The 12,866-nt window shown below is 36.1% G+C and carries 10 protein-coding genes and 1 other annotated feature; of the genes, 7 read left to right on the top strand and 3 right to left on the bottom strand.

Going from position 1 to position 12,866, the window contains the following annotated elements; translation table 11 throughout:
• Positions 1-454: 454 nt before the first annotated feature.
• Positions 455-3,403, bottom strand: a complete 2,949-nt coding sequence (locus D8M05_RS12245) for a transglycosylase domain-containing protein (RefSeq protein WP_121132194.1) — start codon at positions 3,401-3,403, stop codon at positions 455-457.
• Between the two features lie 118 nt (positions 3,404-3,521).
• Positions 3,522-3,725: a binding site (T-box leader), on the top strand.
• Between the two features lie 227 nt (positions 3,726-3,952).
• Between D8M05_RS12245 and tyrS the strand changes: the two genes are divergently transcribed.
• Positions 3,953-5,230 carry a tyrosine--tRNA ligase gene (gene tyrS, locus D8M05_RS12250; RefSeq protein ID WP_121132196.1) on the top strand — a complete coding sequence of 426 codons (1,278 nt, stop codon included), beginning with the start codon at positions 3,953-3,955 and terminating at the stop codon, positions 5,228-5,230.
• Between the two features lie 563 nt (positions 5,231-5,793).
• Here the strand turns inward: tyrS and tpx are convergent.
• The gene (gene tpx, locus D8M05_RS12255) at positions 5,794-6,294 is read right to left on the bottom strand and encodes a thiol peroxidase (protein WP_121132198.1); all 501 of its coding nucleotides are present in this window, start codon (positions 6,292-6,294) and stop codon (positions 5,794-5,796) included.
• A gap of 100 nt (positions 6,295-6,394) precedes the next feature.
• Entirely contained in the window at positions 6,395-7,402 is a 1,008-nt protein-coding gene (locus D8M05_RS12260; protein WP_121132200.1) for a LacI family DNA-binding transcriptional regulator, read from the bottom strand.
• A 197-nt stretch (positions 7,403-7,599) separates the two neighbouring features.
• Between D8M05_RS12260 and D8M05_RS12265 the strand changes: the two genes are divergently transcribed.
• From D8M05_RS12265 to D8M05_RS12290, 6 genes are all read left to right on the top strand, one after another.
• Positions 7,600-7,740 (top strand): GapA-binding peptide SR1P, encoded by a 141-nt coding sequence (locus D8M05_RS12265; protein WP_245985342.1) that lies wholly within the window; start codon positions 7,600-7,602, stop codon positions 7,738-7,740.
• Positions 7,741-8,041: 301 nt separating this feature from the next.
• The gene (locus tag D8M05_RS12270; protein ID WP_121132202.1) at positions 8,042-9,037 is read left to right on the top strand and encodes a TRAP transporter substrate-binding protein; all 996 of its coding nucleotides are present in this window, start codon (positions 8,042-8,044) and stop codon (positions 9,035-9,037) included.
• Positions 9,038-9,058: 21 nt separating this feature from the next.
• A complete protein-coding gene (locus D8M05_RS12275; protein WP_121132204.1) occupies positions 9,059-9,589 on the top strand; it encodes a TRAP transporter small permease in 531 nt (176 codons plus the stop codon).
• Positions 9,586-10,854, top strand: a complete 1,269-nt coding sequence (locus tag D8M05_RS12280; protein WP_121132205.1) for a TRAP transporter large permease — start codon at positions 9,586-9,588, stop codon at positions 10,852-10,854. The genes D8M05_RS12275 and D8M05_RS12280 overlap by 4 nt, the downstream gene beginning before the upstream one ends.
• Positions 10,855-11,029: 175 nt before the next feature.
• Positions 11,030-11,872: a transketolase gene (locus tag D8M05_RS12285; protein ID WP_281271915.1), complete on the top strand. Its 843-nt coding sequence runs from the start codon at positions 11,030-11,032 to the stop codon at positions 11,870-11,872.
• Positions 11,872-12,819, top strand: a complete 948-nt coding sequence (locus D8M05_RS12290; RefSeq protein ID WP_121132209.1) for a transketolase family protein — start codon at positions 11,872-11,874, stop codon at positions 12,817-12,819. Before D8M05_RS12285 ends, D8M05_RS12290 begins: the two co-directional genes overlap by 1 nt.
• Positions 12,820-12,866 lie beyond the last annotated feature (47 nt).

Consider the following 12,866-nt stretch of genomic DNA (forward strand, 5'->3'; position numbering starts at 1 on the left):
CATTAGTCCATTTGATTGATTCACTAAGTGCCCCTGCGAATAAATCTTGCAGGGGTACTAAAAAACAAAAGTGTACATTCTTAAACAATCAAAAGTGTACATTTTATCGTTGACATTTATATCTGGGCAGTCTTTCCTCGCAAAAGCAGCATTTTTTTAGTGGAAATCAAGTAGAGCAGGAACTTAGTGGAGGAAAGACACGAAGACTCCTACGGGAGGATAGGCCTAGGTGAGACTGCGTAGTGCGACAGCGCGGAGGAGGCTCACCAGCCGCCCGTGGAAAGCGAAGTGTCTTTCCGGAACGGGGTGTTTAAGACTATCCTGAATTAAGTAATTCCACAATTTATATCAACTATGAATTAAATTTACAATAGCTAAAAAAACAACAATCATTTAGAAAACAGATAAATAAAAAAAGGGAGCGTGCAGCTCCCTTTCATGTATGAGTTATTATTTAATTATCTTCATTGTTAGAATCCGTACTGCTGTTATCTCCGTTAGCTTCGTTGTTTTGACTACTACTTTCATCCGGACTTTCTTCACCAGAAGGTTCCTCTTCTTCCGTTTCTGGTTCAGGTGCTTCGCCAACTGTAATTACAGAGGATGGTGTTGATTCTGATCCGAAATAATCAACAGCTTTCACGTGATAAAAAGCATAATCATTTCCAACTTGGAATTCTGCCTGGGTTGTGCTACCAATTAATTCGAAGTTCCCATCAGGACTGGAGGAACGGAATATTCGGTAGCCAACAACATCATTACTATCTGACTTCGACCATACCAGGTTACCTTCAGATGTATTTATAGATGTTGGCTGTCCTGGTGCTTTTCCATCATCACTAATGGAACTATGTGAATTCGAACCAGGTAGAGCGATTTTTTCCCACTTTTCTCTTTCTTTACTTGGATAAAGCTGAGTTGGGTCTGAAAGTTTATTGTAGCCCATGCTTTGGAACCATTCAGGGTTGAACATCAATCCGTTACCTTCGACAAATCCGTCTGGTGTGTTAGAGCCAGCAAGAACTGCTTTACCATTAACCATCACTCGTGCTCCTCTAACAAGACTATTATCTGTTTGAGTTGGTACGAACTTTGCATTAAATAAATCTGTCTTCACTAATCCTGCTTGGGCACAAAGTTCAGATGGAAGCATGCCTGAAATTGCACAATAGCTTCTAGAAACAATACCTTCAGGTTGAGCAAATCTTTCTGACGGTGCCAATAGTTCAGGATTAATATCTGTTGCAACATTTACAAGCTCCGACCAAAGTTCTAAGTTACGGTTACTATGGTAAAGGGAGCAGGAATCACATCTCAAGGAATCAGGGTACTCATATCCAAGCCACGTTCCGAATGTTACATTTGGATTTACTCCAACAAAATGGACGTTTTCAACATTTTGTGATGTTCCTGTTTTACCTGCCCAGTCAACTCCAGTATATTTTAACTGGGAATTTAAGTATGTTGCGGAGCCATTAGAAATGACATCACGCATCATGTCAATGGTTAAATAAGCTGTTTGTGGTGAGAATACTTCCACAGGTTCTGTTTCGTGTTCGTAGATAACATCACCATCAACGGTTGTTATTTTGTCAATCATAACTGCATCAACAAATTTACCATTGTTGGCAAAGGTGTTATAAGCATTCGTGTTTTCTTCTAGTGTTATACCGTCTGTTGTAGCTCCGATTGCTAATGATGGGTTAGCGTATTCGTTGTCTCTTAAAGTGGTAATTCCCATCTTCTCAATATATTGCTCGACAGGGTTGTCATTTAAAATTTTCATGTACGTTTTAATTGCTGGGATATTATAAGAATCTTTTAAGTGGTCCCGAGCTGATAACAATCCATGATACCTTAAGTCAAAGTTATTTGGAGCATAATTATTAGGCGGAAATACAGTGTATACATCAGCGATTGGCGTTCCTGGTTGTACAACGCCTTTGTCCATTGCCGAAGCATAAACGAATGGTTTCATTGTACTACCATTTGAACGTTTGGAAGTGACATAATTTGTTTGGTCATCCTCACTATATTCGCGGCCACCGAGAAAACTAATAATTCTACCAGTTTTGTTTTCAACTAAGAAAGCTGCTGCTTGTACATATTGCTCTATATAATAATCATCCCCGTTTTCATCGGTTAATTTCGTGTTTTTGTTCGGCCCATAATGCTTGAAGTTCTCTGCTACTTCTTGGAAAGCATCGTAGATTTCCTTATCAATAGTAGAGTGAATGCGGTAACCATTGTTTTGAAGTGCTTTTTCAGCTATTAATTCATATTCCTCATTAAGGTCGGCAAGCTCTTCATTTGTTTCTAATTCTTCTATTTCATACCCATCTTCTTCGGCAAGCTTTTCTTTAATAATTTCCTCTGCACGAATTTGTAATTCCCTTACTAAGTATGGGTACTCCTCAATGGGAGATGCTTCTGGTTTAATAAAGTCAGCTACCAGATCATAATTTAATGCTTCTTGATATTCCTCTTTGGTAATATGTCCCATTTCAAGCATCCGATTAAGAACTGTCTTCATTCGGTCTAATCCAGGCTTAATTCCTGCGTCTTCTTTTAATCCTCCACTATTTTGAAAAGGCGTATAGTATGATGGACTTTGAGGGAGTCCTGCTAAATACGCAGCTTGGGCGATGTTTACTTCGTCTGCATCTAATCCAAATATGCCTTGTGCGGCAGTTTGGATCCCTGCAATGTTATCCCCATTTGCGTTTCTTCCATATGGAACAATATTCAAATATGCTTCTAATATTTCATCCTTCTCAAAGAAATTTTCTAACCTTAGTGCTAATAAAATTTCCTTTGCTTTTCTCTCAAAGGATACTTCATTGGTTAGAATTTGATTTTTGATTAGTTGCTGTGTTAATGTACTCCCACCTGACTGGACACTTGCATTTGTTACTTCTTGAAACAATGCACGAAATATCGCTTTCGGGACAACTCCTTCATGCTCAAGGAAGTATTCATCTTCTGTGGCTGTCACAGCCTGTACGAGGGTAGGGGAGATTTTATCGAGCGTTGTTTCTTCTCGTTTAAGCTCTGAGCGAATATCTCCAATATAAATGTCATTTGAAAAGTACAATTTAGAGGTCTCAGAATAATTATAGATGTCACTTTCCATGTCTTCTTGACTTCGAATTGGCTCATCTTTCACAAGGGACGCAAAATAACCAGCACCCAAACCACCGACAAAGAATGCAACTACAAAACCGATAATTAAAAAGAATAAAATAACATTCCAAATGACATCATATGTTACTCTTGAGGTTTTTTGTATCTTTCCAGTACCCCAAAGTGATCTGATTTTTCGAATAAATGTATAATTAATAATAGAATTCCAGATAGATTTAGTCTTTTCACCAAATCGTTCAATTATCTGTTTCATATTCATTTGCAAACCTCCTAAAATTCTTTTATCATTATAGCATAAGTATCTTTTTAGTTGGAAGGTATTTTAATATTCGTTTGCATTTGCTGAATGAATATGGTATGAATAATATATCTGAATAGTATAAGCTATGAAGGAACTTAGTAGTATTGCAAATCCATGTCATAGAGAGCTAGCGGTTCGGTGGAAGCTAGTATATATTTGCATATGAATTACAATCTGGAGCTTTTTCTTTTAAAAAAGAAACGGTGTTCGACATCGTTAACAATCCCAAGTGGCAATTTGCAACAAGGGTGGTACCGCGCGTGTTAAGCTCGTCCCTTATTTTTTAGGGGCGGGCTTTTTTGTATTTTAGGCTGTTTTCTAAAAGATTGTCGTTTTTTCTTAGTATGATTTTAATTAGGAGAAGGTTCACCAGCCACCCTAAGGTGCGTGAAGTGTGTTTCCGGAACGAAGTATCTAGTACAATTCTCATTAACTTACTTCACAGTTTATACCAAATCAACGAGCAATGCGGAAATAGCCAAATTTTAATAATGGAGAGTGAAAAAAGTGAATATTTTACAAGATTTGGAAACGAGAGGACTTATCCAAGCAACAACAGATAGAGAGGCATTACAAGCGCATTTAGCGAATAATCAAGTTACATTATATTGTGGTTTCGACCCAACTGCAGATAGTTTGCATATTGGTCATTTAGTGCCGTTAATGATGCTGAAACGATTTCAGGAAGCTGGTCATAAACCAATAGCCCTTGTTGGTGGGGGAACAGGAATGATAGGGGACCCGAGTGGACGCTCTACAGAAAGGTCCTTAAATACGAGTGAGGTAGTAGCAGGTTATAGTGAAGCATTAAGAAGGCAAATCAGCAAAATAGTAGATGCAGAAAACAATAATGAGGGGACTTCAGTCGTTGTTAGAAATAATAATGAATGGTTAGGGAGCATGTCCTTTATTGATTTCCTACGTGATACTGGAAAACACTTTAGTATTAATTATATGTTAGCAAAAGAATCGGTTTCTGCTCGTATCGAAAATGGTATCTCTTTTACTGAATTTAGTTATATGTTATTACAATCGCTAGACTTCTTAAAATTATACGAACAAGAGCATTGTACCTTGCAAATCGGTGGTAGTGACCAGTGGGGAAATATTACTGCTGGGATGGAATTGATTCGTCGTTCAAGAGAAAATCAGGAAGAAGAAATAAAAGTATATGGGTTAACTGTTCCTCTAATTACGAAGGCAGATGGTACGAAATTTGGTAAATCTGCAGGAGGTGCCATTTGGTTAGACTCAGAAAAAACAACTCCATATGAATTTTACCAATTCTGGATCAATACCGACGACCGTGATGTTATTAAATTCTTAAATTACTTTACATTCTTAAGTCCAGAAGAATTAGCAGAATTAGAAAAAGAAGTAGAAAGTCATCCAGAAAATCGTGCTGCACAAAAAAGACTAGCAGAAGAAATGACAAAATTGGTTCACAGTGAAGAAGCTTTAGTGCAAGCAGAGAAAATATCAGATGCTTTATTTAGTGGAGATTTGAAACGATTATCAGCTAGTGACATCAAACAAGGATTTAAAGATGTTCCGACTTTTAATACAAATAAAGAAGAGGTCACGCTTGTTGATCTGTTAGTAAATGCGAATATCTCATCATCAAAAAGACAAGCAAGAGAAGATATACAAAATGGTGCAGTGTACATTAATGGTGAAAGACAGCAAGAAGTGAGCTATGTCGTAACAGCAGCCGACCGAATGGAAGATACTTTTACAATCATTCGCCGCGGGAAGAAGAAGTATTTCTTAATTGATTTTAGCTGAGAAACGGTTTGGAAATGAGTTTTTAATATAAAAAATGCTTGGAACTTATTGTTCTAAGCATTTTTTTGTTGTGGTATTTTATAAACTGCTTGTCAAAACCCGGAATAGCTTCAAATTGAGTAGAAAGGTCGATGACAAGCATTCTTAACACCCGAAGCAACTGAAAATTGAGTAGAAAGGTCGATGACAAGTACTCTCATCGCCCGAAGCAGCAATAATTCTACAAGAAGCGTCGATGACAAGCATTCTTAACACCCGAAGCAACTGAAAATTGAGTAGAAAGGTCGATGACAAGTACTCTCATCGCCCGAAGTCGCAATAATTCTGCGAGAAGCGTCGATGACAAGCATTCTTAACACCCGAAGCAACTGAAAATTGAGTAGAAAGGTCGATGACAAGTACTCTCATCGCCCGAAGCAGCAATAATTCTACAAGAAGGACCTCTCATGAACTTTACATAAAGAAAGGCAGTCCAATTTAATAGTTAATTGGACTGCTAAATGGTTTTATTATTATAGTAAAACCGAACTCATTAGAATATATTCCTTGATTTATTTTTTCTATTATTCCGCTTCTTTAGCGGCTCTCAATGCAGCTTCATAATTTGGATGGTTTGTTGCTTCACTTACATATTCAACATAGGTAACTTTATTGTTAGAATCTACAACAAAAATTGCTCTTGCTAGTAAGCGTAGTTCCTCTATTAGAACGCCATAATTTTTCCCAAGGTCAGCATTTCTATGATCTGATAATGTATCTAAATTCTTTACACCATTTGCAGCACACCAGCGGGATTGTGCAAATGGTAAATCCATACTGATTGTTAATACTTGAACGTTTGGTAAGGTGTCAGCTTCTTTATTGAAGCGAATAGTTTCCTCTGAACATACTCCAGTATCAACGGATGGAACAGTAGTGATTAACTTAACTTTTCCAGCATAACTATCCAAATTAACAGTCTCTAAGTCATTAGATAATACTTGAAAATCTGGTGCATTGTCACCAACTTTTACTTCTGTGCCCAATAATGTAACTGCTTCTTGATTAAATGTAATATTTGCCATAAAAAAACTCCTCCTCTTATTTTATAAATCTATCTATTTCATATTCTAATAGAGTGAATATATTAGAATAATGAACACAAATTGTACTTCGAGGGCCACTTTAGAAACAACCACATGATTTTCTTATTAACATGGATGGTGGAAGTTCGATGTGACTCATATAATATGGATTATTAATTTTATTTAATAAGACATCGAATGCAGTTCTACCAATTGTTTCTGCTGGTAAAACAATGTTTGTCACAGGTGGTTCAATGATATGTGAGGAAGCGAAATCCCCAAACCCGATAACAGCAATATCATCGGGAATTACAAGGTTAAGTTCTTTTATTTTACTTATCGCACCAATAGTCATGGAGTCATTTTGCACAAACAATGCAGTGATCTCAGTCTCTTTGTCTATTAATTGTTGAACTGCTGCTGAACCACCGTTTGCAGTAGCATATCCTTGTATCAAATAATCTTCGGTAAATGGCAATTGGTATTGTGCTAGTGCATCTTTATATCCCCTTATTCGATCATTGGTAGTTGATACGTTTGGATAGGAATAGATAAATCCAATTTTTTTATGCCCATGCTTAAGGAGATGCATGGTTGCTTCATAGCCTAATTGATAATTATCACCAGTAACCCTTGGGATATGCTCAATTTGTGAATCATATCGATTAACCATTACAATTGGAAAATCGTCTTTGGTATACTTCTGTAAGTATTGAATATCACCAGAGGTAGGAGAAAGGATGATTCCATCTACCATTTTTGAATGAAGTAGGTTAATTGTCTTTTCTTCATATGCACTATCCTCATTCGTATTCACAAGTAATAAGTTATACCCCATCTCTTTTGCCCGTTCCTCAATAGCAAAGATCATTTCCGTTACAAATGAATCTGGAAAACTGGAAACAACGACACCAGCAGTCTTTGTTGCCTGTTGCCTTAAACTTTTTGCTGCTGAATTAGGTACATAATTATATTTTTTTATTACTGAAAGGACGGTATTACGAGTTTCATCTGATATATGCTTCGTGTTATTAATGACATGTGACACAGTAGCAACAGAAACGTTTGCTTCCTTTGCAATGTCTTTCATTGTAATTTCTTTTTTCATGTTATCTCCTATAAGTTAAACAATTAACCATTACCAATGATTACGTTTACTTTTTATTACATAATACATGAAAATATTAATTGATTCAAATAATAGCAGCCTATAATAGATTTAAAAAAGTATTATTGACATGTATTCGCTTACACTATATAATTCCGTATAGATTAGTTAAACGATTTACTAATAGGAGGAAAAATATGAATACAGTTGAAGACAAAATGAACAGTATATTAGGTACGATTATTTGTAATAGCTGTGAGAAGGAAATTGAAGCCTTTAATGGTGAACAAATTGTTACGCAATATGGGGTTTGTGAAGATTGTAATTCTGCTAACTAGTAATGAAGTGAATACTTGTATTTAAACTATATGTAACTATTGTTTAATGGTAAAATGATTTACCTTAGGGTTAGTTGGTAATATATAATGGGATTTACTATCATTATTTAGTATCTTTAAAATAATTTGTCGAAAATTGTTGACCTAGTAATCGTTTACATTATATAATGTGTTAAACGTTTAACCAAGAGGTGGTCAATGAGGGGGCATGTAACAATTAATGAAATGAAAGATAGATAAACTTCTTAATTGACATTTCTAGTAAAAATACATAGAAAGATGCAAAGAGAGTGGGGATTTGATGACGAAGCTACGTAATACAATGATTTTTCTTATAGCAGCGCTTTCAATAAGTATTGTTGTTGTTTTCTTTACAACAAATAATGCTTTTTCAGATGATGTGACAACAATTCGCTTTGGACATGGCTCTGCTGAAACAAATGAAAGGCATATAGCAGTCATGCATTTTAAGGATTTAGTGGAAGAGAAGTCTGATGGGCAGATTGAAGTTCTTGTTTACCCGAATGAACAACTTGGTTCAGAATCGGAAATGGTAGAAAGTGTAACATTAAACGATTTACAAATGGTTGCAGCAAGTGCATATAGCCAGTATGATCAAAGGATTAGTGTATTTGAATTGCCATATCTTTTTGATTCATATGAGCAGGCATGGAGCGTACTTGATGGAGAAATTGGAAAAGAAGTTTCAGATATATATTTAGAAGATAATTTAAGAATCATTGCATATTTTGAAAACGGATTCCGACAAATTACAGCAAATAAAGCAATCGAAACACCTAATGATTTAAGCGGGTTGAAAATACGTACTCCTGAGTTTCCGATATCAATTAGTATGTTTTCGGCTTTAGGTGCGAATCCAACACCAATGGCTTTTGGAGAATTATATATGGGATTACAACAAGGAACGGTTGATGCGCAGGAAAATCCAGTTGCAAATACGTATGCGAGTAAGTTTAATGAAGTACAAGATTATTTAATTATGTCCAATCATCAGTATATGCCACTTCCAGTATCGATTAGTGAAGATTTCTGGCAATCGCTAACAGCTGAGGAGCAACAGATTATCGAAGAAAGCGCTTTAGAAACGGCTCAATTTCACCGTGATCTATTAAGGGAAAACGAGGAAACGATGATTAGTGAACTAGAAGCTGCAGGAATGGGAATTATTTATCCAGATACAGAACCTTTTAAAGCGAAAGTAGATGGTGTGTATGATTCATTTAGAGAAAACTATGGTGATGATTTACTTGATAAGGTACTCGGAGCAGTAGAGTAATCGGAATTGGAGGGGATTCGGGTGAAAATATTGAAATGGCTTGATAAGTATTTTGAAGAATATATACTAGTATTTTTAAGCGCATTCACTGTATTTATTATTTTCTTGCAAGTTGTCATGCGCTACGTGTTCGGTAGTTCACTTACATGGTCTGAAGAAATTGCAAGATATGCATTTATTTGGATGATTTATATTGGAGTAAGCTATGGTGTTAAGAAGAAGAAACACCTAGGTGTTGACGCCTTAAGTATGTTGTTTAAGGATAAGGGGAAAATCATTATTAGTATGATAGCAAATATTTCCTTCCTTATATTTGCAGTTGTCATGACGTATTACGGTATCGATATCGTATTAAGAGTGACTAGAGAATCTGCTGCATTGCAAATACCATTGACATGGGTATATGCAGCCCCAGTGGTAGGGATGGCTCTTGCTGCAATTCGTCTTATTCAGAGTTTAGTCGTTGAAGTCGCTGAATTGAAAGCGTTAAACAAAGGTGCAGCAGAAAAAAAGGACCATTCATTCGGTAAAGGGAGGGAGGATGTGATATGACAGCATTTGTATTATTTGGTACCTTCTTTCTATTTATGGCATTGACTGTACCAATCGGAATTGCGTTAGGTATAGCTGGACTTGTAACTGCAATGTATTCATCCAATATATCTATTACCTTCCTATCTCAAGGGTTAGTTACATCAACAGATAATTTTGCTTTAATGGCAATTCCATTCTTTATCCTAGCCGGGGAAATTATGGGTAAAGGTGGTATTTCAACAAGACTATTTGATTTAGCAAACGTATTCGTGGGTAGATTTACTGGTGGATTTGCAATGGCTGCAGTAATTACATCCATGTTCTTTGCGGCGATTTCGGGTTCTGGTCCAGCAACTGTAGCAGCAGTAGGGGGAATTATGATCCCCGCAATGGTTGCTCAAGGGTATGACAAGAAATTTGCAACAGCTGTAATCGTTGCTTCTGGTTCATTAGGAATTATTATTCCACCAAGTATTCCAATGGTTCTATTTGGAATCTCTGCTAATGAATCGATTGGTGATTTATTCATAGGTGGTATCGTTCCTGGTATCTTTATCGGAATTTTAATGATGATTTGGTCATATTTTTATTCTAAGAAAATGGGATATAAGGGAGTAGATGAAAAATTTACTTTTAAGAAGATGTTTGGGGCGGTTAATCGTGCGAAATGGTCTTTACTTGTACCCATCATCATTCTTGGAGGAATTTATGGTGGTATATTCACACCTACTGAGGCTGCAGTAGTTGCGGTTGTATACGCTTTAATCGTAAGTGCGTTCTTGCATAAAGAAGTGAAGTTTAAAGACTTTTATGGGATATTTAAGAATTCTGCTTTAAGTTCTGTAGCAATATTAATCATTATCGGTACAGCGAATGCTTTTGGTACGATCTTATCAATGGAAAGAATACCACAAGTAATTGCTGATGCATTTTTATCTGTATCTGAAAACTCAACAGTTATTTTATTAATGATTATCTTATTATTGTTAGTAATTGGTTGCTTTATTGATACATCTGCAGCGGTTATTATCTTTACACCAATTCTATTTCCTGTTGCATTACAAATCGGAATGGATCCAGTTCACTTTGGTGTCGTTATGATTGTTACACTAGCAATTGGTTTTATAACACCACCATTAGGTGTAAATCTATTTGTAGGTTCAGGAATTTCTGGTGTAGGTATGCCTGCATTAGTTAAGGCGGTTATTCCGTTCTTCATTGTACTGTTAATAGGTCTATTTTTAATAGCTGTCATACCTGAACTGACACTTTTATTCTTATAGATGTGTTATTTTCCCGCCAGCTTTTTATTAAATATATAAATAGGTTAGAAGCTGGCGAATTTTTTAAAAGAAAGTGTAGACATACAAGAAAATAAATTGTATAGTGAATTTACGAGTTACTTAGTAGACAAGTGCACAAGAATATAAGTTAACAAAAACCTATCAATCTAATGAGGTGAATGGAATGAAAGATATTAGTATTGAAGAATTAAAAGAACTTGCAATTGAGATGAGGAAAACAGCGGTAACAATGGTATATGAAGCACAGTCTGGTCACCCAGGTGGATCATTATCTGCTGCAGACTTTGTAACCGCTCTATATTTTAGAGAAATGAATATTAATCCAAAAAATCCAAAATGGGCGGATCGTGATCGCTTCGTTTTATCAAAAGGTCATGTAGCTCCAATTCAATATTCTGCATTAGCATTACAAGGATTTGTACCATATGACACGATTCATACATTAAGAGAATATGGTTCTCCTTTCCAAGGGCATCCTGATATGAAGAAATGTCCTGGAATTGATATCTCTACAGGATCGCTTGGTCAAGGCCTTTCAACAGCTGTTGGGATGGCATTAGCAGGGAAATTAGATGAAAAAGATTATCGTGTGTTCGCAGTTGTAGGAGATGGCGAATGTCAAGAAGGTCAGATCTGGGAAGCAACTCAATCTGCAGTAAAATATAAATTAGATAATTTAGTCGTATTTGTCGATGATAATGGATTACAAATTGACGGCCCGACAGAAGAAGTGATGCCGAACCAAGATTTAGAAGTGAAATTCAAAGCATTCGGATTTGAAACGAAACGAATCGATGGACACTCCATGGAAGAAATCGTAGCAACATTAGATGAAGTCCGTGGTGCAAATAATGTTAAACCAAAAGCAATTATTTGTAACACGATAAAAGGAAAAGGCGTTTCCTATATGGAAAATGTTGTTGGTTGGCACGGTAAAGCACCGAACGAAGAACAGTATAACCAAGCGATGACAGAACTTGCAGGAGGGCTAAACTAATGATTGATCTAAAGAGTAAAACAGTCGAAAAGAAAGCAACACGTGAAGCTTTTGGTGATGAAATAGTAGAATTAGGTAGAAATAATAAAGATATATTAGTTGTTGATATTGATATTGGTGGTTCTTGTAAAACAACTAAATTTATGAATGAGTTTCCAAAACAACATATTAACGTTGGAATTGCAGAGCAAAATGGTGCAGGACTAGCAGCTGGATTAGCAACGACAGGAAAGATTCCATTTGTAAGTACGTATGCAGTGTTTGGTTCACTAAGAATGGCTGAGCAAATTCGTCAGGAAATTTGTTATCCAAATCTAAATGTAAAAATTGCATGCTCCCATGGTGGATTAACACCAGCTAATGACGGAGGAAGTCACCAAGCAATAGAGGATATGGGTGTGCTCCGAACATTTCCGAATATGACGGTAATTATGGGTGCGGATTATCATTCTACTCGTAAACTAGTAAAACAAGCAGCTGAAATTTACGGACCGGTATTTCTTCGCTTCACAAGGGATACAATTCCAATGATTTATGATGAGAATGAAGAGTTTGAAATTGGAAAAGCAAAACATCTAAAAGATGGAAATGATGTTGCTTTAATTGCGAATGGTGATACCGTTCATTTAGCGATAAAAGCAGCAGAAATTTTAGAAAGTGAAGGTGTTTCTGTCAAACTATTGGATATGCATACAATCAAACCACTTGATCGGGAAGCCGTTTTAGAATGTGTTGAAATTGGAAAAATTGTAACCGTTGAAGACCATAACATTATCAATGGTTTAGGCAGTGCAGTAAGTGAAGTAGTTGCTGAACAAGGAAAAGGGAAAGTAAGACGTATTGGTGTTCAGGATCAGTTTGGACAATCCGCACCATATGAAAAATTATTAGAACTAAATGGTATTACAGTAGAAAATATCGTGAATACAGCTAAAGAATTACTTTAATAGGATGTTCACGTACTTTAATAACGATTAACTTAGGGGGAATATGT

Source organism: Oceanobacillus bengalensis, assembly GCF_003628445.1.
Taxonomy (GTDB): Bacteria; Bacillota; Bacilli; order Bacillales; family Amphibacillaceae; genus Oceanobacillus; species Oceanobacillus bengalensis.

Excerpts from the sequence above, each read along its gene's own strand:
- tpx (WP_121132198.1), bottom strand. The coding sequence starts at position 6,294 with ATGGCAAATATTACATTTAATCAAGAAGCAGTTACATTATTGGGCACA.
- D8M05_RS12280 (WP_121132205.1), top strand. The coding sequence starts at position 9,586 with ATGACAGCATTTGTATTATTTGGTACCTTCTTTCTATTTATGGCATTG.
- D8M05_RS12290 (WP_121132209.1), top strand. The coding sequence starts at position 11,872 with ATGATTGATCTAAAGAGTAAAACAGTCGAAAAGAAAGCAACACGTGAA.
- D8M05_RS12260 (WP_121132200.1), bottom strand. The coding sequence starts at position 7,402 with ATGAAAAAAGAAATTACAATGAAAGACATTGCAAAGGAAGCAAACGTT.
- D8M05_RS12245 (WP_121132194.1), bottom strand. The coding sequence starts at position 3,403 with ATGAATATGAAACAGATAATTGAACGATTTGGTGAAAAGACTAAATCT.
- D8M05_RS12265 (WP_245985342.1), top strand. The coding sequence starts at position 7,600 with ATGAATACAGTTGAAGACAAAATGAACAGTATATTAGGTACGATTATT.
- D8M05_RS12270 (WP_121132202.1), top strand. The coding sequence starts at position 8,042 with ATGACGAAGCTACGTAATACAATGATTTTTCTTATAGCAGCGCTTTCA.